24 protein-coding genes and 1 pseudogene are annotated in these 25,652 nt (G+C 63.7%); 6 read left to right on the top strand and 19 right to left on the bottom strand.

Going from position 1 to position 25,652, the window contains the following annotated elements; genetic code table 11:
• Positions 1 to 233: 233 nt before the first annotated feature.
• The 12 genes from PI87_RS27605 to PI87_RS27550 all read right to left on the bottom strand — a co-directional run bounded on the left by PI87_RS27605 (position 234) and on the right by PI87_RS27550 (position 11,253).
• A complete protein-coding gene (locus tag PI87_RS27605; RefSeq protein WP_039600942.1) occupies positions 234 to 1,196 on the bottom strand; it encodes a type II secretion system F family protein in 963 nt (320 codons plus the stop codon).
• Between the two features lie 83 nt (positions 1,197 to 1,279).
• Entirely contained in the window at positions 1,280 to 2,257 is a 978-nt protein-coding gene (locus PI87_RS27600) for a type II secretion system F family protein (protein WP_039600941.1), read from the bottom strand.
• A 64-nt stretch (positions 2,258 to 2,321) separates the two neighbouring features.
• Positions 2,322 to 3,638 (bottom strand): CpaF family protein, encoded by a 1,317-nt coding sequence (locus PI87_RS27595; protein WP_232314115.1) that lies wholly within the window; start codon positions 3,636 to 3,638, stop codon positions 2,322 to 2,324.
• Between the two features lie 87 nt (positions 3,639 to 3,725).
• Complete coding sequence (locus PI87_RS27590) at positions 3,726 to 4,934, bottom strand: AAA family ATPase (RefSeq protein WP_039600939.1); 1,209 nt, start codon at positions 4,932 to 4,934, stop codon at positions 3,726 to 3,728.
• 109 nt (positions 4,935 to 5,043) lie between these two features.
• Positions 5,044 to 5,385 (bottom strand): hypothetical protein, encoded by a 342-nt coding sequence (locus PI87_RS27585; RefSeq protein ID WP_039600938.1) that lies wholly within the window; start codon positions 5,383 to 5,385, stop codon positions 5,044 to 5,046.
• A 26-nt stretch (positions 5,386 to 5,411) separates the two neighbouring features.
• Positions 5,412 to 7,406, bottom strand: coding sequence for a type II and III secretion system protein family protein (locus PI87_RS27580; RefSeq protein WP_039600937.1), 1,995 nt, complete (start codon positions 7,404 to 7,406; stop codon positions 5,412 to 5,414).
• A gap of 111 nt (positions 7,407 to 7,517) precedes the next feature.
• Positions 7,518 to 8,363 carry a Flp pilus assembly protein CpaB gene (gene cpaB, locus PI87_RS27575; RefSeq protein WP_039600936.1) on the bottom strand — a complete coding sequence of 282 codons (846 nt, stop codon included), beginning with the start codon at positions 8,361 to 8,363 and terminating at the stop codon, positions 7,518 to 7,520.
• Positions 8,364 to 8,412: 49 nt separating this feature from the next.
• Positions 8,413 to 9,852, bottom strand: a complete 1,440-nt coding sequence (locus PI87_RS27570) for an ATP-binding protein (RefSeq protein WP_232314113.1) — start codon at positions 9,850 to 9,852, stop codon at positions 8,413 to 8,415.
• A 61-nt stretch (positions 9,853 to 9,913) separates the two neighbouring features.
• Complete coding sequence (locus PI87_RS27565; RefSeq protein ID WP_039600935.1) at positions 9,914 to 10,459, bottom strand: A24 family peptidase; 546 nt, start codon at positions 10,457 to 10,459, stop codon at positions 9,914 to 9,916.
• A gap of 89 nt (positions 10,460 to 10,548) precedes the next feature.
• Positions 10,549 to 10,719, bottom strand: a complete 171-nt coding sequence (locus PI87_RS27560) for a Flp family type IVb pilin (RefSeq protein WP_004629691.1) — start codon at positions 10,717 to 10,719, stop codon at positions 10,549 to 10,551.
• Positions 10,720 to 10,765: 46 nt separating this feature from the next.
• Positions 10,766 to 10,936, bottom strand: coding sequence for a Flp family type IVb pilin (locus PI87_RS27555; protein ID WP_039600934.1), 171 nt, complete (start codon positions 10,934 to 10,936; stop codon positions 10,766 to 10,768).
• A 149-nt stretch (positions 10,937 to 11,085) separates the two neighbouring features.
• Positions 11,086 to 11,253, bottom strand: coding sequence for a Flp family type IVb pilin (locus PI87_RS27550; protein WP_039600933.1), 168 nt, complete (start codon positions 11,251 to 11,253; stop codon positions 11,086 to 11,088).
• A 965-nt stretch (positions 11,254 to 12,218) separates the two neighbouring features.
• Here PI87_RS27550 and PI87_RS27545 point away from each other — a divergent pair.
• The 4 genes from PI87_RS27545 to PI87_RS27530 are packed head-to-tail and all read left to right on the top strand — an operon-like array spanning position 12,219 to position 17,068.
• Positions 12,219 to 13,472: a glycosyltransferase family 87 protein gene (locus tag PI87_RS27545; RefSeq protein WP_039600932.1), complete on the top strand. Its 1,254-nt coding sequence runs from the start codon at positions 12,219 to 12,221 to the stop codon at positions 13,470 to 13,472.
• Between the two features lie 7 nt (positions 13,473 to 13,479).
• Positions 13,480 to 14,787: a glycosyltransferase family 87 protein gene (locus PI87_RS27540; RefSeq protein ID WP_039600931.1), complete on the top strand. Its 1,308-nt coding sequence runs from the start codon at positions 13,480 to 13,482 to the stop codon at positions 14,785 to 14,787.
• Entirely contained in the window at positions 14,787 to 15,800 is a 1,014-nt protein-coding gene (locus tag PI87_RS27535; protein WP_039600930.1) for a glycosyltransferase family 2 protein, read from the top strand. Before PI87_RS27540 ends, PI87_RS27535 begins: the two co-directional genes overlap by 1 nt.
• A gap of 26 nt (positions 15,801 to 15,826) precedes the next feature.
• Complete coding sequence (locus PI87_RS27530) at positions 15,827 to 17,068, top strand: glycosyltransferase family 87 protein (RefSeq protein WP_084210132.1); 1,242 nt, start codon at positions 15,827 to 15,829, stop codon at positions 17,066 to 17,068.
• Here the strand turns inward: PI87_RS27530 and PI87_RS27525 are convergent.
• From PI87_RS27525 to PI87_RS27495, 7 genes are all read right to left on the bottom strand, one after another.
• Positions 17,022 to 18,107: an acyltransferase family protein gene (locus PI87_RS27525; protein WP_052321808.1), complete on the bottom strand. Its 1,086-nt coding sequence runs from the start codon at positions 18,105 to 18,107 to the stop codon at positions 17,022 to 17,024. The two genes, PI87_RS27530 and PI87_RS27525, sit on opposite strands and share 47 nt — an antisense overlap.
• Positions 18,104 to 19,429, bottom strand: coding sequence for a glycosyltransferase family 87 protein (locus tag PI87_RS27520; RefSeq protein WP_039600929.1), 1,326 nt, complete (start codon positions 19,427 to 19,429; stop codon positions 18,104 to 18,106). The genes PI87_RS27525 and PI87_RS27520 overlap by 4 nt, the downstream gene beginning before the upstream one ends.
• A gap of 63 nt (positions 19,430 to 19,492) precedes the next feature.
• Positions 19,493 to 20,872 (bottom strand): sigma-54 dependent transcriptional regulator, encoded by a 1,380-nt coding sequence (locus PI87_RS27515; protein WP_039600928.1) that lies wholly within the window; start codon positions 20,870 to 20,872, stop codon positions 19,493 to 19,495.
• Between the two features lie 1,098 nt (positions 20,873 to 21,970).
• The gene (locus tag PI87_RS27510; protein WP_039600927.1) at positions 21,971 to 22,495 is read right to left on the bottom strand and encodes a TPM domain-containing protein; all 525 of its coding nucleotides are present in this window, start codon (positions 22,493 to 22,495) and stop codon (positions 21,971 to 21,973) included.
• Positions 22,496 to 22,509: 14 nt separating this feature from the next.
• Positions 22,510 to 23,391 (bottom strand): TPM domain-containing protein, encoded by an 882-nt coding sequence (locus tag PI87_RS27505; protein ID WP_039600926.1) that lies wholly within the window; start codon positions 23,389 to 23,391, stop codon positions 22,510 to 22,512.
• Between the two features lie 13 nt (positions 23,392 to 23,404).
• Positions 23,405 to 24,031: a LemA family protein gene (locus tag PI87_RS27500; protein ID WP_052321807.1), complete on the bottom strand. Its 627-nt coding sequence runs from the start codon at positions 24,029 to 24,031 to the stop codon at positions 23,405 to 23,407.
• 108 nt (positions 24,032 to 24,139) lie between these two features.
• Positions 24,140 to 24,352, bottom strand: coding sequence for a hypothetical protein (locus tag PI87_RS27495; RefSeq protein WP_039600944.1), 213 nt, complete (start codon positions 24,350 to 24,352; stop codon positions 24,140 to 24,142).
• A gap of 93 nt (positions 24,353 to 24,445) precedes the next feature.
• Here PI87_RS27495 and dapA point away from each other — a divergent pair, with 93 nt between their 5' ends.
• On the top strand, positions 24,446 to 25,354 hold the full coding sequence (gene dapA / locus PI87_RS27490) for a 4-hydroxy-tetrahydrodipicolinate synthase (protein WP_039600925.1): 909 nt from the start codon (positions 24,446 to 24,448) through the stop codon (positions 25,352 to 25,354).
• Between the two features lie 98 nt (positions 25,355 to 25,452).
• Positions 25,453 to 25,632 (top strand): annotated as a pseudogene (locus tag PI87_RS27485) (IS256 family transposase); the annotation flags it as partial.
• Positions 25,633 to 25,652 lie beyond the last annotated feature (20 nt).

Here is a 25,652-nt window from a genome sequence, read left to right as displayed (position 1 = left end):
CCCCGGCAGGGGATGAAACAGGGATGGACCACAAAGGCCCGTTCCGACAGGGGGCGAAAAGGGGGGGGCAGACCACCAGCCTCAATCCTCAAGCAGAAGCACCCCCAACCCCAACCGCTCGAAACACAAAGGAAAAAACCCGGCGCGCGTCCGGGAACAGGACCACCGCTCTAGCGCATACGCCAGGGATAGTCCGGGGGCCTTTACTGCCAGGCTATCTTTGCGCGCTCATGTCAGCCTCCTGAGCCTGTCATGGTCGGCAGCAGCACACGGTAGATCTGGATGAACGCCGGGCCGAGCAACACCAGCAACAGCGTTGGGAAGATGAAGAAGATCAGCGGAAAGAGCAGCTTCAGTGCGATCTTTGCGGCTTGTTCTTCGGCACGCATGCGGCGCTTGGTGCGCAGCATGTCGGACAACACGCGCAGCGAGTCGGCAAGGCTGGTACCAAAACGGTCTGCCTGGATCAGCATCGATGCAAACCGGTCGACGTCTTCCACACCGGTGCGCAGCGCCAGGTTGGTGAGCGCTTTTTCCTTGGGAAACCCGGAGCGGAGTTCCAGCAGCGTGAGTTCCATTTCCTCGGCCATCACAGGGCAGCGCAGCGCGAGCTCGTCCGACACGCGCATCATGGCGGCATCCAGGCCGAGCCCGGCTTCCACGCACACCGTGAGCAGATCGAGCATGTCTGGAAACTCTTCGAACACGTCACGCTGACGATGCTCGACCTTGCGTGCCAGTGCCGCGTTGGGCACGTAGTAGCCGATGGCGCTCAGCATCCCCAGGATGGCGAGGACCACCTCCTGGTCATGGTGCTCCGGCCGGCTGCCCAGTACCAGCAGTGCCGCCAGCGGGAAGAGGATCGCCAGCACCGTTTTAACGGCAAAGTACAGCGACGGTGCCCACGGTTGCCGCCAGCCGGCATTCATGAAGCGGATGCGCAGCTGCGAGTTATCCCAGCCCTCTTTGGGCAACGACAGTTGCGAGACCGGCTTGGCCCAGGTGGCCAGTTTTTCCACCCAGGCGTGGTCAGCACCGCCGGCCAGGTCTGCGCCTACGGTCTGGCCGCCGATCTGTTGCACCCGGCCGCGTGCGCGATTCGGAGAGAACAGATGCAGTAACCCAAGTGCACCGCCAAAGGCAGCCACGAAGATCAGGGCCAGGATGAAATATTGATTGGAATAGAGCGCTTGCATGATCGTCTCCCCCCAAGAAAACGAAGTCACGTTGTCAGGTCAGGTCATCAGCTGTGCCGCTTGTTGCACGTTCGGCACGTTCATCAGACCCGGATGCGGATGATCTTGCGCATCCAGATCAGCCCCATCACCATGTTGAACAGCGCCAGGCCGATCATCCTCAGGCCGATCGGGTCAGTCCACAGCACCTTCATGAAGTCAGGATTGACGATCAGGATCATGCCGGCCGTGCCAAAGGGCAGCAGCCCCAGAATCCATGCCGACAGCCGACCTTCGGCTGACAGCACACGGATCTTGTCGTACAGCTTCAGGCGCTCGCGCACCAGGTTGCCGATGGTGTCGAGAATCTCGGCCAGGTTGCCGCCGCTCTCACGCTGGATGAGCACGGCAATCACGAAGTAGCGCAGGTCATTGACGGGCACCCGCTTGGCCAGGTTGGTCAACGCTTCGTCGAGCGACACGCCGTAGTTGATCTCTTCGAAGGTGGTGCGGAACTCGGGGCCCATCGGCTCCTTGATCTCCTGCCCGACCATGCCCAGTGCGCTGGCGAAGGAGTGGCCGGCACGCAGCGCACGGGCAATCATGTCCACCGCATCAGGAAGCTGTGCCTCCAGCTTCTTGAGGCGTTTGTTCCGCAGCGATGCGATGCGCAAGACCGGCAGCGCAGACGCAAGCAGCGCACACGCAATCACGATGCCAAACGGGACCGGCAGCAACGCGCCCACCGCCAGCACACCGACGCCAATCACGACGGTGTACCCCACGAGCTGCGCGACCGACCAGGCGCTGCCGGATTGCTCCAGCCAACGGTCGACCACGCTCACGCGAGGCAGACTCATCAGCCAGCGCTGGAACTGGGGCGATTCGCTCAGCAGGCGCTTCTTGAGAATCGAGAGCTGGTCGGTGCCGACATGTCCGCCCGCGGACAGCGCACGAATGCGGGCATCAACGCGCTTGGCCTCGGGGCCGTGGTAGTTGTTCCACCACTGGTAGACCCCCTCGATACAGAGCACGACGGCCGCGAACAGCAGGATTGCGAACGCGTAGAAGATTTCGTTCATTTAGGGTGCCCCCATTTTTCTGATCGCACTTGGACCACGCTGGCGGTGGCTCTGGCGTCAAGCGCTATGCCTCAAAGTGCCGTGCCGGGTCGAACGTCTCATCCGGCAAGCCCACCCCGAACACGCGCAGCCGCTCGGCAAATTTCGGATAGACCCCCGTGGCGCGGAAGTGCCCCTTGACCGAACCGTCCTGCCCAATGCCCGTGCGTTGGAAGGTGAAGATCTCCTGCATGTTGATGACATCACCTTCCATGCCGGTGATCTCCTGGATGCTGATGACCTTGCGACGCCCATCGGTCAGCCGTGCCACCTGGATGATCACCGTGATGGCCGAGGCGATCTGTTGCCGGATCGTCTTGGGCGGCAGGTTCAGGCCTGCCATGTTCACCATGTTTTCCATGCGCGTCAGGGCGTCGCGCGGGGTGTTGGCGTGAACGGTGGTGAGCGATCCTTCGTGGCCGGTGTTCATGGCGTTGAGCATGTCCAGTGCCTCGCCGCCGCGCACTTCGCCCAGGAGAATGCGGTCGGGCCGCATGCGCAGGGCGTTGCGCACCAGCGCGCGTTGCGTGATCTCGCCCTTGCCTTCGATGTTGGGCGGGCGTGTTTCCAGGCGCAGCACGTGCGGCTGGCGCAGCTGCAGTTCAGCGGCATCTTCGATGGTGACCATCCGTTCATCGGCCGGAATGAAGCCCGAGAGGATGTTCAGCAGCGTGGTCTTGCCGCTGCCCGTGCCGCCCGACACCAGCACGTTTACCTTGGCTTGCGACAAGGCTTGCATCAGCTTGGCCATGGGTGGCGTGAGCGTCTTGAGATCGATCAGGTCAGACACCTGCAGCGGGTTGGTCGCAAACCGGCGGATGGAGAGCAGCGGGCCATCGATGGCCGAGGGCGGGATGATGGCGTTCACGCGCGAACCGTCAGGCAGGCGCGCATCCACCATCGGGCTGGTTTCATCAATGCGCCGGCCCACGCGCGAGACGATCTTCTCGATCACCTTCATCAGGTGGGCATCGTCGTAGAAGGTGACGTCGGTGAGTTGCAGCTTGCCGCGCCGCTCGACGTAGACCTGCTTGGCTGTGTTGACCAGGATGTCGGACACCGTCGGGTCCTGCAGCAGCGGCTCCAGCGGGCCGAAGCCGAACATCTCGTCATACACATCGGTGGTCATCTGCCGGCGCTCAGTGTCGTTGAGCAGCAGCTTTTCCTCGTCGATGATGCTGTTGACCAGGGTGCCGATCTCGTGGCGCACCTGCTCGGTCGGGAAGCGGGCCAGCCGCTCCAGGTCCACGCGGTCCAGCACGACCTCGTGCACGGTTTTCTTGAAGTCCCGGTAGGCCGGATGGCCCACCACCTTATGGTGATGCGGCGTGTGTCCGTTCATGGACAGCGGCGCATGGTCCGGGCTGGATAGCTGTTCGCGGATCGACATGATGGGCTCCGTCTGACAGGAGGAATGGATAGGACAAACTCAGGCAATGTTTGGAGACGACGTCTTGGCCCGCGTGAAGAGCTTGCCCAGAGAGAAGCCCTTCTCTTGCGGTGCGTGACGGTCGTTCTCGCGTGCCGTGACGAAGAGGTCGGCCAGGGCCACAAGGGCCTTGGCCATGGTGCTGTTCCGGTGATGATGGGCAATGGGCATGCCCTGGCAGATGGAGTCGTCCACCGCTGCCGCATCATCGGGCAGCACATGGAAGAGCTTCTGGCCAAAGACTTGCTCCAGCGTCGAGCGGGGCAGCTCGTCGCGTTTGCCATGGCGGTTGGCCAGGACACGGATCTTCTCGGCGGGGTAGTGCAGGCCGTGCAGGATGTCCAGCAGGCGCCGCCCTGTGCGGGCAAAGGCCATGGTCGGCTGAACCGTCACGCAGATCTGGTCACTGTGATCGAGCACCGCAATCGACAGCGGGTTGATCGCCTGCCCGACGTCGACCAGGATGAAGTCGTAGACCGGTGACACCAGCGACAGCACGTACTCGATCTTGTCCTTCTTGATCTCGCCCGCTTTGATCGGATCGCTGGCGCCGGCCAGGACGTCGAAGCCGTTGGCAACGCGTGTCAGGCAGGCCTCCAGGAACGCATCGTCCAGCCGATCCACCTGCGCGCAGACTTCAGACAGCGTGGCGGGCGGTGTCACGTTGCTCACAAGAAAGTGCGTGTCGCTGAACTGCGTATTCAGATCGATCAGCAGCACGCGCTTGTGTGCGTGCGTGGCCAGCGTGTAGCCGACGTTGCTGGCAATGAAGCTGGAACCGGCGCCGCCCTTGCTGGAGATGAAGGCGATCACGCGTGCTTCTTCTCGCGTTCTCGGGGTGTGATTGGTTTCCAGCCGGGTGAGCGCGGCTGTCAGCTGTGCGCGCTCCAGGGGCCAGGTCAGCACGTCACTCACGCCGGCGCGCAGCGCACGGATCAGGTCGTCGCGCTCCTGGGTATGTGTGACGAGGACGCAGGGCAGGTCAGGGAACTGTTGCCGCAGCAGTTCGATGCTCAGCATCTGGCTGGAGCCACCGCTCGGCTGGTCGATGAGGAGCGCATCGGCGCCTCGCAGTTGGCAGGCATGCGTGGACAGGCTGCCCGGCGCGGCCTGCAGGCGCATGACCTGGTAGCTGCCGCTGGCGGCTACCAGGCGTGCAAGGTCCGCCAGGCGCTCGCCGTCTTCGGACGCAATCAAGATCTTGAGCATGGCAAAGCTCCCCGTTCGGTCGTGTGTTCTGTATGGCGTTGTATCGCGCTATCAGGCTTGCGATGGCGGGTGCCGTTTGGGCACCTGACTGGGCACCCGCCATGCGCTGTCAGTGAGAGAAGGCGCCTGACATGCCGCTGCCGCCGTATCCGCCGCCGCCGAACCCGCCGCCGTATCCACTGCTACCGCTGCCGGCGCCTCCGGCGGGGAAGCGGGTCATCGAGCGGTCGTAGTTGCTCATGGCGGCCACTGCGGCCTTGCCGTCGTAGCCATCCAGCGCCGGCAGGCCGGCCGGGGCGTCAGGGTTGATCACCTGCGCTTGCTTGACGCTCGTGACGGCCTCGCCGAAGTGTTTGTCCCAGACGGGTGTCGTGGTCATGCAGGCAGTCAGGGCCTGGCAAGCCAGGATCACGAGTGCGGCACGTTGCAGGCGTTTGAGATTGGTGTTCATGGCATATCTCCACAGGGTTCCCAGGGTCAGCGCGTTTGCGGGGCCGTAGTCGTGTCGGCCACAGCTGTCTGCCGGCCTTGCGTCTTGGCTCTGGCCTGGGCCAGCCGTGCTGCGGTGGCCTCGATCCGGGCGACACGGGCGGCGTTGTCGTCAGTGGGCGCCGGGGCGGGTGTTGCGGTTGGCGTAGGTGCGGCTTCTGCAACCGGCAGCGTGGCGGCTGGTGTTTCCGGCACATCACTCGTCGGAGGCGTGACCGGAGCCGTGCTCACCTCAGTGCGCGGTGCCGGGGCGGCCGGAGCCACTGGTGCCGGTGCTACCGGGGCGGGGGCGGGTGCCTGCGAGCTCGGTGCCGAGGGCGCGCTTGGTGCCTGTGCTGGCATCTGCGGTGCCGTTGCGGGTGCTGCGGCGCTCGCCGGTTTGGCCGCGCGGTTCTTGGCGCCTCTGCCTTCCATGTTGCCCGTCAGGTAGACGTCGAGCTCGTTAGACGATGAGAAGCTGTCCGTCGGCAGCGGATACGATGCCGTCTGCATCGGCTGCACCAGACGCGGCGTGATGACGATGACCAGTTCCGTGAGCTCGTGCTGGTACTGCGTGCTGCGGAACAGCGCACCCAGGACGGGGATTTCACCCGCGCCAGGCAATGCCTGGAGTGAACCGCGTGCGTTGTCCTGCAGCAGCCCGCCGATGGCGAAGCTCTCGCCGTCACGCATTTGCACGGTGGTCGAGGCGCGCCGCGTTGTGATGAGCGGCAGGATGGTCTGGCCGGTTGTGCTCGCGCCCGTGACGGTTGCGCCCGTGGGCGAGAGTTCCGACACTTCCGGCGCCACCTTCAGGTTGATGCGGCCATTGGCCATGACGGTCGGCGTGAACTTCAGGCCAACGCCATACTCCTCTTCCTGCAGCGTGATGGTGGGTGCGCCACCCGAGGCGCTGCTCTGCGCGACCGGGATGTAGATCTTGCCGCCTGCCAGGAAGCTGGCTTCCTGCCCGCTGAGCGTGACGAGGTTCGGCTCAGCCAGGATCTTCACCAGGCTGTCGTTCTTCTGCGCGTCCAGCTGAACCTGGAAGGGCCGGTTGTTCGCCTTGTTGGCAAAGAACCCGGTGGACGAACCGGTCAGCAGAGAGGTCAGGATTCCACCGCTCCAGGACCCGAATCCGCCCTGGATATTGAGTGCCGAGCCCAGTTGATTCAGCAGGGTCTTCGACACTTCGGCCACCTTGACTTCCAGCATGACCTGCTGCGGCGTATCCACGATCATCATGTTGATGACGTTGGCACCACCGGCGGCACCGCCACCACCACCGAGTGCACCGGCAGCGCCGCCTCCCTTGTCCGCACCGCTCTGTGCAGAGGCAGCATAGGCATGCGCGATTTCCATGGCCTGCTGCGCAGCCTGCGCACTCGACACGTTGCCGGCCAGCACCAGGCTGTCAGCCGCGGTCATCACGCGAATCTTGTTTTCACCCGGCATCAGCTGCGCGAGCGACGTTTGCAAGCCGCCGGCATCTGCGTTGACCACCACGTTGACGATGCTGCAGGCGCCGCTGCGGCCCTGCACGATCATGTTGGTGGTGCCCACGCTGCGGCCCAGCAGGTACATGGATTGCGGTGACACCATGGTGGCCTGCACCACGCCCGGGTTGCCCAGGGTGCGGTTGCGCACCGGTTCGGGCAGAGAGATGAGCAAAGACTTGCCAACCGGCACCACCACGCTGCTCTCACCGCGCACGGCGCCCGTGCAGTTCGGGCCACGTACGTCAGCCACGGGCGCAGTTGCCAGCGCCGGGTTCATGCTGATCGTCATCTGCACCGGAGCGGGCGCACCGGCTCGGCCGCCTTGTACAACGACCGGTGCCGTGGTGGACTTGGCCACGGCACCTGCTTCCATGGCCGTTTGTGCCGTCGCGTGATGCGGCATGCAGAGCATCGCACTGGCTGCACCTGCCAAGACAAGCATGCGTGTGCTGCCGAGGACCTGTGCGCCATGCAGCGCGACATTGGTTTTTAGGTTCGTCTTCATATCTCCCCCCCCGAGGGTGTGCTGCACAAGAAGAAAATGCGGTTGATACGCTGTGGCTGGCTAACCTCTACGTTGCGATGCGAATGAAAGAATCGTCGGGTGTGTGGTGGGTCAGAAGCACTCCATGCTGCCCTGCACGCCAGCCAGCACACCGATGCAATCGCGTTGCCGGACCGGGCCCGAGGCAACGTGGCGCACCTTGGCCGTTGCCCGTTGCGCGCTGACCATCACCACCTTGGGTGCGGGTTCAACTGCGGGCGTACCCAGCAAGGTGCCTTTCGTGGCGCCGCCGGTTGCCGTGGCGGCAACGTCAACCTGATTGCGCAGCACCAGCGAGAGCGTGCCCACGCTGCGTGCCACATCCAGCTTCTCTGCCTGATCGGGCGTGACTTCCAGCGTGACCGCGTTGACGACCTTGGGCTGCGTATCGTCCCGGCTCACCTGTTGTGCAACCGCCAGCACCAGGATCTTTTCCAGCACGATCTTGGAGATGCTGTTGTTGTTCGTGCTCTTGGCGTCTTCGTTGGTGTTGACGATCACGTCGACCAGGTTGCCCGGCAGTGCGAAGCCCGCCACGCCCACCACGTCGTTCACACGCACGGTGATGGCGCGCTTGCCTTCGGCAATGACTGCCGACAGGCCGCCCTTGGTGCCGATGGGCGCGAGCTTGTTCTCCAGGATCGGTTCACCTTTTTGCAGGCTTGCACGCACCACGCGCCCTTGCAGTGCCTTGGGATCGTCAAACGTGCCCGGCGGCAGGCTGCCGGCCGGCCAACTGACCATGCGCAACTGCTCATTGCCCAGCGGTTGGCCGAGATCCATGTCGCTGGCGGCCACCACGACTTGTTTGACTGAACTGGATGACTGCTGAGACAGCCAGCGTGATGCAGAGACGACGGCCGCGATCCCCGCCACCAATGCCACGATCAGCATCACGATTGCACGCGCGTTTTTCATGATGAGTTCCCCCTTCTGAGATCAATGAATCGGTTCAGACATGCAGTGCTCAAGTGCGAGCCTGTACGTCTTGCCGCCAGCCCGTGCCCGCACTCATGGAATCGGTGGTCCCGAAATCTGCGTGCGTGCAGAAGTAGATTTGCCATGCCCTGCGCAGTGCTTCGTTTGTCACCTCGGACGGCCAGCCGTGGTATTGCACGGCGGAGGCCACCAGGCGCAGCAGGTCGCGCGGAATGCAGGCCAGCAACGGCTTGCCGCTGGCGTTGTGCAAGGCTTCGCGCAGGTAATCGAAGGCCGCCGCTGCGTTCTGCAGCTTGAGGTCCTCTGCGGCGCGCAGGTAGACCTCGCGGTAGTTGTCCACCGACAGCGGGCCGACATAAAGCTTGCTGCCAAGCCGGCGCAGGAAGGCGTCGTCGCCCAGTTGGGCCGGCTCCAGGTTGGTCGAGAAGACCGGCCAGACATCGAACGGCACGGAGAACCGCACGCCGTTGCGCAGCGAGAACATGTCGACGCGGCGGTCCAGCGGCACGATCCAGCGGTTGAGCAGCTCGCTCACGCCAACCTGCTGACGGCCCAGGTCATCGACGATGTAGATGCCGTTGTTGGCCTTCATGTGCGGGGGCGCCTGGTAGAAGCCGGTGCCGCTGTCGTAGCGCAGCTCGAGCATCTCCAGCGTGAGCTCGCCGCCCGAGAGCACGGCGGGGCGATGGCACATCTGCCAGCGGCGGTCCAGCGGGCGGCGCGCGATGGGGGCACCATCGTCGTCCTGCGCCACGTGCACGAGCGGGTCGAAGATCTGGATGATCTCGCCCGCCACCGTGATGGCGTATGGCACCGGAATCGTGCCGGGAAGCAGCATGCCCAGATGCTGCGCAAGATAGGTCTTGCCGCCGCCGGCCGGACCGTAGAGCATCAGCGCGCGGCTGGTGTTGAGCGCCACACCTACGTCGTCGAGCAGCTCCGTCGGCATGACGAACGTGCTGAAGGCGGCAGTGACATCGCCCTTGGATAAAGAGGCCCGTTGGATGGTGTGTCGTTGCACCGCCTCAACATAGGCTTCCAGCGTGACGGGCGCGGCACCGACATAGCTGCAGCGCGCGGTGAATTCAGCAGCGCGCACATAGCCGGCGTCCGTCAGGTGGAAGCGCACGTCCAGATCGTTGGCACCGCGGTGCGCCACTTCCAGCATGCGCTCGCGCACGGCGTAGGCCGCCACTTCATTGATGACCATGGCCGGCAGCTTGATGGTGTCCATCAGCATGACCAGCGTGGCGCTGCGATGCAGATATGCCACCTTCATGAGCAGGCCGAGCAGCAGCGAGATATCCAAGCCCGTCTCGGCAACGGTGCGCGGCAGGATGTGCCAGGGGGCGGCGGGCTCGCGGCGGGCGGCATCCAGCCCGGTGGGCGATGGCACGGCCTCGAGCGAGCGCGGCGTATGTTGGGCGTGCCCGAATTCTGTGTGCTCGATCTTTTGGTCCCCAATCATCTTCATCACCGTTTGTCTGAGTGGATACGAAGTGCGCGTCGAGGTGTGCAAGTTGCGTGCATCAAGCCGACACAAACAGAACTGCAATCGTGCCGGCGGCAATCGCCACGCCGTACGGCAGTGAGCCCACCGACCACGATGCATCGGCCTGTGGTGTGGATGGGCCTTCTTCACGGCTGATCTGCCCCGACGTCATCAGAACGTCGCGCAGGTTGCGGCGCAGCTGCGTCATGCGCTTGTGGCGGAGGGTGAATGCCAGTGCCCACACGCCGCCGATCACGAACGTGGCCAACGCAATCTCAAAGGCCATGAACGCTCCGAGCCAGGCACCTACGGCGGCCATGAGCTTCACGTCGCCTGCAGCCATGCCACGCAGCAGATAGAACGGCAGGAAGATCGCCAGGCCCGTGAGCCATCCGCACGCCCATACAAGCGCGCCGCTGCCGAGGCCATGCACTACCACCTGCAACGGCAGCGCCACCAGCCAGGCACCGAAGGTCAACCAGTTCGGGATGCGGCGATGCTGCGCGTCGATGGCTGCTGCAGTTAGCGCCACGCCCATGGCAACGGGGCCGATCATTGGCGAGAGCAGGGTGGCGTCGTTCATGGTGTCCTCGGGTTCTGCGGTGCAGTGGCAAAGTCGGTTCGATGGGGTCAGGTGTTGCAACGGTCGTTGTTATTTGGTCCAGTACGGCATCATGGGATGGCCGCGGCGATCATTTCGTAAAGGGACTTCACGCCGCTACCCAGCGCCACGACGGAGCCGAGAATGACAATTGCGATAAGCGAGCCCAGCAGTGCGTACTCGATCGAGGTCACGCCTTGATCGTCGCGCAGCCACTTCCTGGGGTTGATTGGCTTGTGCATGCTGGTCTCCTGCGTAGCGCTGGTAGCTGACTGAGTTGGCAGTCCGTTAGAGTGCTGCTGCAATGTTGGAAAACACCGTACTCAGGTTCGTGCCGACGAGCTGAACCGAGGCGATGATGACAACGGCAATCAATGCCGCGATCAGGCCGTACTCGATTGCAGTAACCGCCTGCTCGTCGTACAGGAACTGCTGTAGAAGCGTGCTGTAGCTGTTCATCACAATCTCCCTTTGCCAAAGGCAGAACCTCTGCCGGTTGTTGCTGGAGCGTGGGGCGCCAGGTTCATGGCGACCCACGCCTGCTTTCGCTTGGCATGCATTGCTGTGCAACCGAATGCAGTGAGCCTCGCGTTCGCAACATCTGCGCGTTAGAGCGCGTTAGCGATGTTGTTGAACACGGTGCTCAGGTTGGTGCCAACCAGCTTGACCGAAGCGATGATCACGACAGCGATCAGAGCGGCGATCAGGCCGTATTCGATGGCGGTCACACCATCTTCGTCACGGGCGAATTGCTTGAGTGCGTTGAGGTAGTTCATGACAATCTCCTTCAGTGGAAAAAATGCGCGTTCGAAAAGCCAGGATGAGTGAGAGGTCATGTCGGCGGCGCACAGATAGCACAGGCATGAAACGGCCAGCAGCCTTCGCTGCCGTCATCGGCCCGCAGGAACTCACGTGACACACACCGTGTGGTGTTGCGTTGCGTGTTGTCCCTTGTGGGTGATGTGAGCGTGTTGTTGGTCGGCATTGGTTTCGATCCCTCGTTCAAATCGATGCTTTGATTTGGAGATTCCGTTTCGCTTCGCCGTCTGCTGCGAACTTGCTGCTCCCCGTTCAAGGCGGCGGTGACGATGTCCTGCGATCTGGCATAGGCAAAAGCCGGGCCACCCCCTTGCACTTCTATGTGCGACAAGGCTTTGCGGGCGATGGGTCGAAATCCTGGGGGCGCAGCGGAGGGCAGGTGCCCGGGTTCTCGGGGGCGGAGTTGCCAGGGGGAAACGCGTGGCGTGGCACGTCGATTTGGATGAGGCTACGTAGGGATGACGCAGCGCAGGGGGGCCCTCATTCAAATGGACAGGTGAGGGGGTAGCGTAGTGGATGGTGGAAATCAGCCACCGGGTAGGCTGGGGGTCCACATGAGGCGCTCCACCGTGTTCCGGCTGGGGGTGTGCCGGTAGCGGGGCGACGTTTCCGGATGGAAACGTTGAGCGCTCCCCTTGGCGCCTGTCTCGCTCAGTTGCGTGCGGCGAGGCCGCAGCCACAACGCATCCGGGGAAATGCCCCCGCGCTTCAGCGCTGAAACGTCGACGCAATTTCGACGATCGGGCAGCGCCAAAACCAGGCCGCGTGCCGTGCCGTGCCTTGCCTTATTCACACACGAGAACAAGACTGGGCTCTAAGACACGTACCCGGCGCGAAGCTGTCGCGCGCGTGGCGAAGCCCCACCCAGCGCAGTGCAAACATCGTGTGCCGCGCATCACCCGGAACCGACGCGAGGACCAGCATGAGCCAGAGATCGGTGCGTCTGCCAGCCACGCGCAGCGCTGCTGTAGCGCGTGAGGTTGCTGCTGGCCACTGGATCGACCTGGCCCGGGTGCGCGCCTACAGCGGTGCGCTGCTGATTCTGTTCTGCGCGCTGCTGCTGGGCTGGGCCTGGACAAGCCAGGGCTTTACCGATGTGGCGATGGCGCGTCCTGGAACGGATTTCTCGGCGTTCTGGGGGGCATCTCACCTTGCACTGACCCAAGGGGCCCTGCAAGCCTACGACGTGCGGCAACTGACCGCGGTGATCGTTCAGTATGGAACGTTGGGCAAGGGCGCCGAGCTGATCCTTCCCTGGCTGTATCCACCGACCTTTCTGCTGATGGTCCTGCCGCTGTCGTTGTTGCCGCTGACCTTGAGCTACCTGCTGTTCCTGGCGGGCACGGGGCTCGTCTATTTCCGATCGATCAGTGTGCTGGCGGGGGCGCAGCACCCTTGGCGCCAAGGGGTGTGGTTGCCTGTGCTGGCCGCGCCTGCAACGCTCATCACCATTCTTGCGGGCCAGAACGCGCTGTTGACGGCAGGCGTGGCCGGGGCAGCCGTGTACACCCTCAACAAGCGCCCCGTGCTTGCCGGTGTGCTCATTGGCTTGCTTGCCATCAAGCCGCAGCTGGCGGTGTTGTTCCCGCTGGCCCTGGTGATCTCGCACGCATGGAGGGCGCTGGCCAGTGCGCTGACGACGACGACGGCGTTTGTCGGTGTCAGCGTGTTGGTCTGCGGCTGGCGCACGGTGCCGGCCTTCTTCGCCAACGCGCAATGGGTACGGGCAAGCTTCATCGAGGGAGGAGCGAACCTGTGGTGGGGCATGCCCACGCCCATTGCAGCCGCCCGGCTGGCCGGGGTGAGCGTGACTGGCGCCTACGCCATACAGGTGCTGATAGCGCTGGCGATGGCCGGGGCGATGGTCTATGTCTGGCGGCAGACCACGGCGTTTGAGTTGCGTGCTGCGGCGCTGGCTATTGCCACGCTGATGGTGACGCCCTATCTGCGTGATTACGAACTGACATGGCTTGGGATTGCCATTGCCGGAGTGGTGGGCGACGGTGTGCGCGATGGCAACGGCCTGTCCAGCGGCGAGCGGGGGCTGCTCGTGGTGGCCTGGCTGCTGCCGCTCTATGAGCACGCCAATCCTTACCTGAAGCTGCCGCAGATCGGGCCGCTGGTTCTGATGGCCATGATGGCGCTTGTTGTGCGTCGCGTGGCAACGCAGAGGTGAGGGTGCCATGGCCATCGCTTGGAACCTTCTCAAGCACAGGGTGCCCGAGACACCTTCGGCACCCGCAGCGGATGCGCGCCACTGGCTGGGCCAGGACCGTCTGCGCGTGTATTCGATGGCCGCGCTGGCGTGCTACGTCGCGTACTTTGCGATCTGGGCCATCCGCGCCAGTGTTTTGAAGGTGCCGGGCGTCTTCCCGCTCGGCGGTGATTTTCTGGTGTTCTGGAGCGCTGCACAGCTGGTCCTGCAGGGGCATCCGCTCGCGGCCTACGATGTCGCCGTGCTGCACAACCAGGAACTGGCCACCGTGCCGCTGGTGGCGACAACCCAGGGGTTGTTGCCTTGGTTCTATCCGCCAACGTTTCTGCCCTTCGTCACGCCGTTTGGGCTGCTGCCGTACTGGCTTGCCGTGCTGGTCTTCCTGGGCGTGAGCGTTGGGTGCTTCCTGTGGGTGGTCAGCCGGATCGTGCCGTGGCGGCAGGCATGGCTGCCCTGCGCGGCATTTCCGGGCATTGCGGTCGTGCTCGCAACGGGGCAGAACGCACTGCTGCTGGCGGCGTGCGCTGGTCTGGCGCTCACCTTGCTGCATTCCCCTCGGCCCAAGCGGCCCGCTAGCCCGATTGCCGCGGGCATGCTGCTCGCACTGCTGACGGTGAAGCCGCAGCTGGCATTGATGTTTCCCATCGCGCTGCTGTGCGCTAGAGCTTGGAAGAGTTTGATCGCAATGGCGCTGACCTCGCTTGCGCTGGCAGCGCTGGCGCTGGTGGCGTTCGGTCCACAGTCGTATATCGCCTTCCTGCACAACGCGGCGTTCGCACGGTCGGTGGTGGAATCCGGCGCGGTCCATCTTGAGCGCATGCCCACCCTCTTTGCCATGATCAAGATGCTGCACGGCAGCGTGGTGCTGGCTTACGCGCTGCACCTGATGGGGGCCATGGCAGCCTGCGCCGTGGTCGCCTATGCGTGGAGCCGGCCGTGCAGCTTTGCGTTGCGCGCCGCGGCTGTGCTGACGGCAAGCATGCTCGCCAGCCCCTACCTCTACGACTACGACCTGGCCTTTCTCGGCCTGGCCATTGCCTGGCTGGCGTCTTACGGGTGGCGCGAGGGGTGGCTGCCCGGCGAACGTGAAGGACTGATCCTGCTGTGGCTTCTGCCGCTGGGCGGAATGCTTGTGATTGACCGACTCGGCTTTCAGCTGATGCCGGTTGTATTGCTGCTGGCACTCGCGCATATCGCGCGCCGTATTCATCTTGAGCGCACACGCAACGCGTCGCACAGCCGCGTGCCAAGGCGCCTTGGACGGGGAGAACAATGATGTTGGATTACAAGAGAAACCAACTGCTTTCGCTGGTCGTGCCGTTCTACAACGAAGGCGAGGCGCTGGCGTCCTTCTTTGCGCGGGTCGTGCCGATCCTGGAGTCGATCGAGTCCACGCAGTTCGAGATCGTGTGCGTGAACGACGGCAGCAAGGACGACACGCTACAGAAGCTGATTGCGGTGTCACGTATGGACGAACGCGTGCGGGTGATCGACCTGACACGCAACTTCGGCAAGGAAGCAGCGCTGACGGCCGGCATTGACGAGGCGGCGGGCGACGCCGTCATCCCGATCGATGCTGACCTACAAGACCCGCCGGAGCTGATTCCCACCCTGGTGGCGCACTGGCAAAAGGGAGCGGAGGTGGTACTGGCACAGCGCGCCAGCCGCGCCTGCGATACGTTCCTCAAGCGTGTGACGGCGGCCGCGTATTACCGCGTTCACAACACGCTGTCCGACCTGAAGCTGCCGGAAAACGTTGGCGATTTTCGGCTGATGGACCGCGCCGTCGTCAACGCGCTCAAGCAGTTGCCCGAGCGGCACCGGTTCATGAAGGGTTTGTTTGCGTGGGTGGGTTTCAACACCGTGATCGTGCCGTACGAGCGTGAGGCACGTAGCGCAGGGCAATCGAAATTCTCTGGCTGGCGCCTGTGGAATTTCGCGCTGGAAGGCATCACCAGTTTCAGCACCTGGCCGTTGCGGAGCTGGACGTATATCGGTCTGGCCATTGCAAGCCTGGCATTCGTGTATGGCAGCTACATCATCGCGCGCACCATGATCCTGGGTGTGGACGTGCCCGGCTACGCCTCGCTGCTGTCGCTGCTGCTGTTCTTTGGCGGCTTGCAGTTGATCGGGCTGGGTGTGGTGGGGGAATACATTGGCCGCATCTACGACGAGGCCAAAGGCCGTCCGATCTACCTCGTGAAGCGTCGTTATCAGGAGCGCCGGCTGCGCAATCGGCTGACGGGTGAGCGGCGTGTGATTCAGATGGTGCGGGGCCAGCGCGGCTAGGCGCGTTTCAGCATTTGGGGGGCGCCATGTCGGCAACGGATTCGGGGCGCTTGGCGCGTCGCCTGACCATCTATGCGGTGGTGGGGTTGGTGCTCCAGGTCTTGGCGCTGGTGATCTGGGGCATCCGGTTTTACGTGCTGAAGGATTGGACAGCGCCGATGCTCGGCTACGACTTCTCGGTGTTCTGGTCGGCCGCTAGGGTTGCGCTCGAACACAACGCGGCAGCGGTGTTTTCTGCGCAATGGATGCAGCCGATGGAAGAGTCGTTGCGGCACCAAGTCGGCTACTCCCCATGGCCCTATCCGCCAACCTTCCTGCTGGCCGTTGTTCTCTTCGGGCTGCTGCCTTTCGGGGGCGCGCTCGTTCTCTACTTTGTGCTCGGCTTGTCTGCCTTCGGAGCGATGCTCGCACGCATCAGCCACAACGTTGAACGTGCGTGGCTGCCTTGGCTGGCCGCATTTCCAGGGGTGCCGGTTGCGTTGGGGTTGGGACAGAACTCGCTGTTGACGGTGTCTGCTGCGGGCGCAGCACTTGCCTTGCTTGAGACAAACGCGGGGTTTGCCGGGATGTGCATCGCGCTACTCGTGATCAAGCCCCAATTTGGTGTGCTGTTTCCGCTGGCGCTGGTGTGCAGTCGGCAATGGAAGGCGCTTGTTGTTGCGGCTCTCTGCACGTTGGCTTTCGCGGGGGGCAGCGTCGCCGTTTTCGGGGTTGAGGCATGGCGTGCGTTTGCTGCGTATCTTCCCGAGTTCAGCCGGATCGCGGTGGAGCAGGGTGGCCGTGAAATGTGGCTTGGCATGCCAACCGTATTCGCTCTCAGCCGCAGCCTGGGTTTGTCTGTGAGCGCGGCGTATGTTGTGCATGGCTTGGTTGCCGCGCCGGCCGTGATGGTCATGGCCTTCCTGTGGGTCAAGCGCGCTAGGTTCGAGCTTCGCGCAACCGCCTTTGTCGTGGCCACGCTGTTGATACAGCCCTACATCATGTTCTACGACCTGGTATGGATGATCCTGCCGATCGTCTTTCTGATGCGCGATGCCAGGGTTCAGGCGTTGAGTCGTCTGGAGTGGGTTCTGCTTGCAGCGGTGTGGCTGGCACCTGTGCAGGGTGTTCTTGCGGCGTATGTTGGTCACTACCTGCAGGTGCTTCCCGCTGTGCTTGTGGCGTTCTTGGCCATCGTGATGCGGCGTCATTTTGCGTCCACTGCAGCACACTCGCAACCCGCTACCGGTCTTGGCGGACACGCGGCTGGCGCGTCTCGACTGGGTTGAGGATCGGTGGCTGCGCAGTGGGACGGGCATGCGTGAACGTTTGAGACCACCCATTGAACCAATTGCGAAACGGCACCTCGACGTAGTGGTGCAGCAGATGAGCGGCGGCAAACGCCCAGAAGAGAAACAGCGCATAGGTGACGATCTGATCCATGAGCCCGATGTCCGCCGGCATGCTTACGACGAGCGGCAGCATGACGCCATGCGCGAGATACAGTGGGTAGGACACCTTGCCGAGATACTGCGCGGCAGATGTCTGCAGGATGCGCGCGACCGGGCCGCGGTCAGTGATGAGTGCACTGATCAGCGCGCCGAACGTCAGTGGCGCGGTCAGTGCAGACCCAGGAAGGGCATCGGCAGAAATGAGCAGGAACAGCGCTGCTGAAAACGCCGTCACCTGAAAGGCGGGGTGGTTCGTCAACGTGACGAGACGATCCCGGAACTCATAGATGAGGGTGCCGACAAAGAAGCCCGCGATACACCGCAGCCAACCGAACTGGTGAACCAACTTACTGAGGCAACCGCCCTGGAGTAGGCAGGCGCGGTCGATCTCGATCCAGGCGGCCAGCGCGCACGCCGTCAAGGCCAGCGCCGCGAACACCACCATGCGGACATGGCGGCGCATCAGAACGCAACCCGCGCCGAACAGCAGGTAGACGTACATTTCGTCGCCGGCACTCCAGCTCACGGCATTGCCGATACCCGCCTGGAAGAAGTTCAGGCCCTGCGACATGGTGGTCAGCGCCAGCGTCTCGCCGAAGAGCGGCAGATGACGGGCCACGATGAGGGCCAGCACCGTGGTTGCGATGTGCGTTGGCCACAGGCGGCCGATGCGGCGGATCATGAATGTCCGCAGTGATGCTAGATTCGACAACTGCGGACCACATGCGCTGCTGATGACGAAACCGCTCAAGACAAAGAAGAGATCCACCGCAAGATAGGCGTTGGCAGAGAGCGGGTGCGGCCATGCGCAGAACATGTGATGCACCACGATGAACAAGGCTGCGATGCCGCGCAGGCCTTCAAAGCTCCTGATCACGCTGGTGTCCCCTGTGCCGGATTGGGTGCGTGTGTGCCAGTCGCGGCAGCGGGTGGTGTTGCAGCGTCAGAGGTTTCGGGTGGCGCGATCACGCGTTGCGCCGCACGCGCGCGCTGCACGACGACGGCGAGCAAGGCCACCAGCACGATCGGCGCCCACTGTCCCGTGCTGCGCGAAAGCACGGCGAACAAGCCTTGCGCCGGCACCAGCCAGGCAGCAAGCAGCACCGCCTTTTCGAACCGGTTGCTGCCGTGGCGTACAAAGTCGACCGTGAGCCAGGCCATCGGCAAGGCGAGCCACGCCAGGTCGTAGTAGATGAGGTAGGGCTGCACCATCAACGTCGCGATGGGTAATGAGGCAGCGCGCAACTCGACGCGGCAGGTGCTGCGCCACAGCCAGATGCAGGCGGCAATCACCAGCGTCGCCACGCCTGCATGCACCGCATACGACATCGTGGTCGAGTACCCCGCAGACCGCAGCGTGCCGAACACCGTTGGCGCGCCGTACAGGATCACGCCACCGTTCTCGACAATGGCGTGGCGGAACATGGCCAGGCTTTTTGCCGCGGCGACAAAGGTGTCCGTGCCGAATGCGAGCCAGCTGACCGCCAGGATCAATACAGAGAAGAACGCCGCCGACACGAGTGCGCGCCACTGGCGCCCACAGAGCAGGTAGAGCGGGAACAGGATGCCCAGTTGCGGTTTGATGCAGAGCATGGCGATGCAAGCGCCGGCCGCGATTGGAGAGCGCCGCAGCAGTACCAGCGCCGCGCCCGCAGCTGCCGCTGTGAACAGCGAATTCTGCCCCGTGACCAGCGTGACCCACACACCAGGAAACGCAACGGCCGGAATGAGCCAGGGCAGCTGCTGCGACGCCAGCGTCGACCGGAGCACCCCCAGGTAGAGCGCGATGCCGCTGGCCGAGAACACCACCGTGGCCGCACCGAACGACAGCATGCCGATCGGGTAGATCAGCAACAGGAACGTTGGCGGATAGGAGAACGGTCCAAAGATGTCCGGCGGCAGGATGGCGGCCTCCGCAGCGCGTAGCAACGCCCAGTCATAGGCTGCCGCAGCACCGCGTGTCACGGCCAGGCTAGCGGCATTCCAGAAGACCACCAGGTCCCACCCCGGCGACGGAATGGTGGTGTTCTTCAGCACGTGGTGCCCCCACCACCACATGCCGAGCAGGAAATACTCAAGGAAGAGCAGGGCCCCGCCATAAACGTGCAGTCGGCGGGACCCCGGCCAACCTCCCCCCCTCGTAATCGGCGCGGGTACAGCATGCGCCGCTTGTTGCTTGCCCTGCTGGCTGACTGACATGGTCCGCCCCTGTTTTCTGTTTTGTTCTACCCCCACCTTTACCGTCGCCTCCGCCCTCCGCATTTATCCCTGCACACACACCATCCCGAGTTCTCCCTTGCGGATCTGCAGCTTGTGCTCACGCATCATCCGGAACAGCGTGACGCGCGAAATACCAAGTTCTTCTGCCACGTCAATGAGCCGTTCATGGTTGCGTTGCAAGGCTTCCTTGACAGCGCTGCGCTCGGCCGCTTCCCGCGCCTCGGCCAGGGTGGGCGGGCGCGAAGGCTCGACGGGCGGCTGCAGGTCAAGATCCGCCGGCTTGATGATGCCGTCCTCGCACATGGCGGCGGCGTGCCGGATACGGTTGATCAGCTCGCGCACATTGCCGGGCCAGGTGTGCACGCTGAGTGCCCGCAGGGCCGTCGGCGAGAACCCCTTGATGTGCTCGGGCGAATGGCTGCGGATGCTGTTGAGGATGTGCTCGGCCAACAGCAGGATGTCGGTCTCGCGTTCACGCAGTGCAGGCTGCTTGACGCGCAGCACGCAGAGGCGGTGATAGAGGTCGCCGCGAAAGCGCTCCGCCGCGATGGCTGCTTCCAGGTCGACATGGGTGGCCGAGATGACGCGCACGTCGACGGCCACCGACTCCGTGCTGCCCAGCCGTTCGATGCAGCCGGTTTCCAGAAAACGCAGCAGGCTGGTCTGGCTTTCCAGCGGCATGTCGCCGATTTCGTCCAGGAAGAGGGTGCCGCCGTGCGCCATCTCGATACGGCCGAGCTTGCGCTTGACCGCGCCGGTGAAGGCGCCGCGTTCATAGCCGAACAGCTCGGACATCAGCAGCGTGGGCGGGATGGCGGCGCAATTGACCGCGATGAACGGCTGGCCGGCGCGGCGCGAGGCGCAGTGGATCGCGCGTGCCGCGAGTTCCTTGCCGGTGCCGGATTCGCCCGAGATCAGCACGGGCGTATCCCATTTTGAAACCTTCTCGATGCCGCGGAACAGCGTCTGCATGGCCGGGCAGTTGCCGATCATCCCATCAGGGCGCAGCGCGCCGCGTGCGAGCGATGCTGCGGGGCGCAGGCTCGCCATCCCGACGGCGTGACCGAGCGCGCGCGCCAGCTCGGCGCTGTCGCACGGGATGTTGTAGTAGTCGACAAAGTACAGGCCGAGCAGCTTGCGCATCGGCGCCGACAGCATGTCGCCATTGTTGACCACCCCGATCCAGCCGATGTTCTGCTGGGCCAGCCAGGGTTCCAGGTCTTCCAGTTCCGCGTCGGAGTAGCCGCTGTCCAGGTCCAGCAAACCGCCCAGGACAGGTTCATCGCCCAGGTTCAGCGCCTCAAGATCGCGGCGGCTGTTGGCGAAGATGAGCCGCCAGCCCTGTTGAGCCAGGTAGCGGCAGCGCGTTGCATCGTGACGTAGCGAGACATAGAGCAACGGGCGGTTGATGTACGCGTTCATGTTTTCCCCCAACGCTTTTTTTATGGAGCCGCATTTGCCGTTGCGGCCACCACTGGACTGCCGGATCAACCATCGGACAAGGGCGGAACACCGCCTGTCCGAAAATGCAGCACATGCAGTCTGGGGGAGGAACCTCTCTGTGCCATGTGGCGGTCGGCGTGCAGTGCATGCCTGGCAACCTGGCTGTCTCGTTGGTTCGAGACTGGCTTTCACGTCGGTTCGCACCGACGATACCCCCGGACACTTCGACTTCTACTTTGACTTCACGCATTGCCTGAGGCCGGTATCGACGGCCGCATCAGGCGCACTCTTGGGTGCTTGGCCATCTTCCGTGGCCGGCGCACCGCCTATGTTCTGCACTTCCCCTCGGAGCGCTGTTGGACTGGCACTCCGTCATGAATCTGTGTCCTGCAGTCTCAGTGGCGATTCGCCTGCCGAGCTTCCGGATCGCTGGTTTGCCTCGCTGGCCCGGACAGTAGAGCGACGACCATGCCACGACCACTAAACCCTTGATCCACAACGATCTCAGCTCGAATCAGGGTGTTTGCAGTGGCAGGCGTCAGTGGGATGTTTCGAATTGGATACGTGCCGAATACCGGCAGCGGCTAGTGGAAACCGCTGAAGACGAAGGCGTTTTGTGCACAATGCGTCGCGCAAACGGGCGCAAAGAGTGACGAGAAATGCCTGCTGCGGTGCAAAAACTCGGGGGCAACCAGAGGGCCCAGAAATGGTTGCATCCGTGAAACATGCCCTGCTCACCGTGGGTGCGGAGGCATCGCAACGGGGGCCCTCGTATCGCGCTGCGCACACGTGCGTCGCGGAAATGGCGTAGCAGCTTGTCGGCGATGTGGGGGAAAGCGCGGCAGAGAATGACGCGGATACCTGAGGCGAGGCGCCCGCCGCGTCATCCGAAAAGATGAGGTGCTTTGTTGCCTGGGCGTGTTGCTGATGCGTTCCTTCGCGCGTGCAAATTCGTATCAGAACTGAAACACGCGCCGCCGGTGTGCGCTGGCAGTTGGGTTGCTGTGAAACAAGGTGGCTGGCGCAGCGCTTGAACGGGCGCACAACCGTAGCAGAGGGTGCGCCCGGAGAAAACCGCTACAGCACCAGCGGCCGGTCGCTCAGTTCGTTGGCACGCGGGGTGCCGTCAGCCGGGACGTGGGTGGCAAGGATGTCGTTGATCTGCGCCAGCGCTTCCAGCACCGGCGCCATCGTCACGCGCTGTGCAAAGCCACGCGTGATGGTCTCGCAGGCCGTGCGCCAGGCATGCGCATCGACCTTGGCGGCAATGCCGTGGTCGGCCAGGATCTCGACCGCATGGTCGGCCAGGTTGATGTAGAGCAGCACGCCCACGTGCTCGCGCGTGTTCCACACCTCAAGCAGGCCGAACAGTGTGCGGGCGCGGTGGCGTGGGGTGACGCCTGCCCACGCATCGCGTACCGGCAACGAGCTTTCAATGACGACGCGCACTTCACCGCGATGGCGTTGTTCGCCTTCGCGCACAGCGGCTTCCAGCTTGTGCAGATCGGCAGGCGGAAAGGCGCGCTTGGCGTGCGAGGAGGTCGTCAGCAGGTGGGTGAGGGCACGGCGCGCGCCGCGATGGTGTCGGGTTTGAGATGCCATGGTCGTGATCGTGCTTACCAGTTGCCGGAGGCACCGCCGCCGCCGAAATCGCCACCGCCGCCGCCTCCAAAGCCGCCACCACCACCACCGAAGTCTCCACCGCCGCGTCCCCAGCCACCACCCAGGCCACCCCCGAGTCCGCCACCCAGCCCGCCGATGGTGCCGGGCCCCCAGCCGCGGTTGCCCATCACCACGCGCGTGCCGGGTCGGCCACCGGGCAGGCTGCCCGTGACGCGTCCGCCCGAGCGCATGGCCGCGCTCAGTACGAAGAACACGATGATCGCCAGCGGAAACAGCACCGGCAGCCAATCTTCGATGCCACTGCTGGCCTGCTGATGCTTGGCGCGTTCAGCCGGCGGCAGGCTTTCCTGCGCAACGATGGTCTGGATGGCCGAGATGCCCGCCGACAAGCCGCCATAAAAATCACCCTGACGGAAGTGCGGCGCCATCACATCTTGCAGGATGCGCTTCGATTGCGCGTCGGTCAGTGCCCCCTCCAGCCCGCGCCCGACCTCGATGCGCATTTTGCGCAGCGATGCGGGGTTGTCCTTGGCGATGAGGATGATGGCGCCGTCGTCCACGCCCTTGCGGCCGGCCTTCCATGCCTCGGCCACACGGATGCCGTACGCCTCGATCGGGTCCGGCGCGGTCGTGGGCACCATCAGCACGAAGATCTGGCTGCCACGCTGCTGCTCGTAGTCGGCCAGCACCTGTTCAAGCGCGCTGCGTTGCTGGGCAGACAGCGTGCCCGTGAGATCCGTCACGCGCGCAGCCAGCGGTGGTACGGCCACCGGGGTGTCACCCTGCGCGCTCTGCGCGCGCGCAGGCAACGCGGTGGCTAGCCACAGGGCCGCTGTCAGCAGGAGGGCGAAGAAAGCACGCGCGCGCATCGACATGATCGTCAGCTCGTCAGAACTTCACCGCCGGGGCGGTGGAAATGCTTTTCTCGTTCTCGACCGTGAAATTCGGCTTGACCTGATAGCCCATCACTTTGGCCGTCAGGTTGGTCGGGAAGCTGCGGGCCAGCACGTTGTAGTCCTGCACCGACTTGATGTAACGCTGGCGCGCCACGGTGATGCGGTTCTCAGTGCCTTCCAGCTGCGATTGCAGATCGCGGAACGATTGATCAGCCTTGAGCTGCGGATAGTTTTCCGACACGGCCATCAGGCGCGACAGTGCGCTCGACAACTCGCCCTGCACCTGCTGGAATTTCTGGAGCGCCGCCGGGTCGTTCAGCACCTCGGGCGTGATCTGGAAGCTGGTGGCTGCAGCGCGGGCGCGGGTCACGGCTTCCAGCGTGTCTTTCTCGTGCGAGGCGTAGCCCTTGACCGTATTGACCAGGTTCGGGATCAGGTCAGCGCGGCGCTGGTACTGGTTGACGACTTCAGACCAGGCGGCCTTGGTGGCTTCGTCTTTGGACTGGAAATCGTTATAGCCGCAAGCAGACAGGAACGGCGCGGCCAGCACGGCCAGCGACAGCGCCAGCCAGCGCAGCACCGAGAAACGCGTCGAACGAACGGACAGGGCAGGGGTCATGAATACCTCTTGATCAGACAGTCGGACAAACAATGTGGCATGAGACCGACATCGTCTCATGGGGTTCCAGCGAACTCTAGCCTATGCGCTTGACGCCCCGGCCACTCATCAGTACGGTGTGGGGACTTTTTTGACAATTTCCATGCGCGCGATTTCCTCTGCTTTGTCGATCTCGTTGATCTGCACGGCACCGGCACACTGCCTGTCGGTTGCGTCGACGCGCGCGCACGCCAAAAAAGCCTCCAAACAGCCGCTCGTCTGACCGGAGTGCTGTTCCGTCAGATGGGCGACGGAACAGCGGCTGACCGGCACGTAAGACACGGTTGACCTCATACCCGCATTTCGCGGGCCCTATATTCCCGGTGCTCTCCTGACGGTTCTTGATCGGTCGTTGATTCGTCCAGGAGTGTTGTCGTGCTTGAAAATTCATCCACCAATCTGTCCACCAGCGTGCGTCCATCGTATGCGGGCATCTGGGTGCCCATCGTCACGCCGTTTGCCGACGATGCGCAGCGTTCGGTCGACTACGGCGCGCTCTATACATTAGTGGCGCGGTATTGCGCGCAGGGCGTAGCCGGTTTCGTTGCCTGTGGCAGCACCGGCGAGGCCGCCGCGCTCACCGACCAAGAACAGGCCGACGTGCTCGATACGGTACGCGCCGCGGCCGATGGGCTGCCCGTGGTGATGGGCATCTCGGGCAGCGCCCTGGCGCCCGTGCGGGAGCGCATGCTCAGGCTTGCCGAGCATCGGCCCGCGGCATTCCTGGTCCCGGCGCCTTCCTATATCCGCCCGTCGCAGGACGGGATCATTGAATATTTCACGGCGCTGGCCGATGCTTCGCCCGTGCCGGTGCTGCTGTACGACATTCCGTATCGCACCGGCGCGTCCATCGACGCTGAAACGCTGCTCGCGCTCGCTGCGCATCCCAACATTCACGGCATCAAGGATTGCGGTGGCGATGCCGACAAGACACAGCGCGTGATTGCCGATGGGCGGTTGCAGGTGCTGGCGGGGGAGGATGCGCAGGTGTTCGGCACGCTATGTGCCGGCGGCGTAGGTGCCATCATTGCGGCCGCCCACGTGCGGACTGAATTGTTCGTGGAGATGGTGCAGGCGGTGCAGGAGCAACGCTTGAACGATGCGCGGCGGTTGCATCATGCGCTGGCGCCAGTGATTCGGTTGTTGTTTGCTGCGACGAATCCGGGGCCGTTGAAGGCGTGGCTGGCTGCCGAAGGGCGGGTGGAGAATGTGCTGCGGGCGCCTATGGTGGCGGCTTCTGAAGCGCTGGGGATTGAGTTGGTGGAGGCGGTTGGGCGGGTTTGATTTTTTTCTGTTGTTAGTGGTGCATCCCCGGTATCGTCCCCTGCCGGGCCTGTCCGAGATTTTGTGTGCAGGGCATAACATGTGAGCAAGGAGCATGTATGCCACGCAAGACGAAGACGAGCATTGCCGCAGCGCGAGAGCTGCCAGCCATCCCGGAAGAGCTGATCGCCCATTTCGTGAAGGGTCCGATGAGCGCCGAGGCCGTGCAAGAAGCCTCCATGGCGTTCAAGAAGGCCCTGATCGAGCGGGCCCTGGGCGCAGAGTTGGGCCATCACTTGCGGCGGTGAGCGCCCAGCGC

The sequence above is a fragment of the Ralstonia sp. A12 genome, assembly GCF_000801955.1.
Taxonomy (GTDB): Bacteria; Pseudomonadota; Gammaproteobacteria; order Burkholderiales; family Burkholderiaceae; genus Ralstonia.
The sequence above is the reverse complement of the archived record's forward strand: the minus strand, read 5'-3'. Positions and strand labels throughout refer to the sequence as shown.

What these genes read in the sequence shown, in the direction of transcription:
- PI87_RS27585 (WP_039600938.1), bottom strand. Translation starts at nt 5,385, where the DNA reads ATGAACACCAATCTCAAACGCCTGCAACGTGCCGCACTCGTGATCCTG.
- PI87_RS27550 (WP_039600933.1), bottom strand. Translation starts at nt 11,253, where the DNA reads ATGAACTACCTCAACGCACTCAAGCAATTCGCCCGTGACGAAGATGGT.
- PI87_RS27590 (WP_039600939.1), bottom strand. Translation starts at nt 4,934, where the DNA reads ATGCTCAAGATCTTGATTGCGTCCGAAGACGGCGAGCGCCTGGCGGAC.
- PI87_RS27565 (WP_039600935.1), bottom strand. Translation starts at nt 10,459, where the DNA reads ATGAACGACGCCACCCTGCTCTCGCCAATGATCGGCCCCGTTGCCATG.
- cpaB (WP_039600936.1), bottom strand. Translation starts at nt 8,363, where the DNA reads ATGAAAAACGCGCGTGCAATCGTGATGCTGATCGTGGCATTGGTGGCG.
- PI87_RS27570 (WP_232314113.1), bottom strand. Translation starts at nt 9,852, where the DNA reads ATGATTGGGGACCAAAAGATCGAGCACACAGAATTCGGGCACGCCCAA.
- PI87_RS27580 (WP_039600937.1), bottom strand. Translation starts at nt 7,406, where the DNA reads ATGAAGACGAACCTAAAAACCAATGTCGCGCTGCATGGCGCACAGGTC.
- PI87_RS27600 (WP_039600941.1), bottom strand. Translation starts at nt 2,257, where the DNA reads ATGAACGAAATCTTCTACGCGTTCGCAATCCTGCTGTTCGCGGCCGTC.
- PI87_RS27515 (WP_039600928.1), bottom strand. Translation starts at nt 20,872, where the DNA reads ATGAACGCGTACATCAACCGCCCGTTGCTCTATGTCTCGCTACGTCAC.
- PI87_RS27560 (WP_004629691.1), bottom strand. Translation starts at nt 10,719, where the DNA reads ATGCACAAGCCAATCAACCCCAGGAAGTGGCTGCGCGACGATCAAGGC.
- PI87_RS27605 (WP_039600942.1), bottom strand. Translation starts at nt 1,196, where the DNA reads ATGCAAGCGCTCTATTCCAATCAATATTTCATCCTGGCCCTGATCTTC.
- PI87_RS27535 (WP_039600930.1), top strand. Translation starts at nt 14,787, where the DNA reads ATGTTGGATTACAAGAGAAACCAACTGCTTTCGCTGGTCGTGCCGTTC.
- PI87_RS27500 (WP_052321807.1), bottom strand. Translation starts at nt 24,031, where the DNA reads ATGACCCCTGCCCTGTCCGTTCGTTCGACGCGTTTCTCGGTGCTGCGC.
- PI87_RS27595 (WP_232314115.1), bottom strand. Translation starts at nt 3,638, where the DNA reads ATGAACGGACACACGCCGCATCACCATAAGGTGGTGGGCCATCCGGCC.
- PI87_RS27545 (WP_039600932.1), top strand. Translation starts at nt 12,219, where the DNA reads ATGAGCCAGAGATCGGTGCGTCTGCCAGCCACGCGCAGCGCTGCTGTA.
- PI87_RS27520 (WP_039600929.1), bottom strand. Translation starts at nt 19,429, where the DNA reads ATGTCAGTCAGCCAGCAGGGCAAGCAACAAGCGGCGCATGCTGTACCC.
- PI87_RS27530 (WP_084210132.1), top strand. Translation starts at nt 15,827, where the DNA reads ATGTCGGCAACGGATTCGGGGCGCTTGGCGCGTCGCCTGACCATCTAT.
- PI87_RS27510 (WP_039600927.1), bottom strand. Translation starts at nt 22,495, where the DNA reads ATGGCATCTCAAACCCGACACCATCGCGGCGCGCGCCGTGCCCTCACC.
- PI87_RS27505 (WP_039600926.1), bottom strand. Translation starts at nt 23,391, where the DNA reads ATGTCGATGCGCGCGCGTGCTTTCTTCGCCCTCCTGCTGACAGCGGCC.
- PI87_RS27555 (WP_039600934.1), bottom strand. Translation starts at nt 10,936, where the DNA reads ATGAACAGCTACAGCACGCTTCTACAGCAGTTCCTGTACGACGAGCAG.
- PI87_RS27540 (WP_039600931.1), top strand. Translation starts at nt 13,480, where the DNA reads ATGGCCATCGCTTGGAACCTTCTCAAGCACAGGGTGCCCGAGACACCT.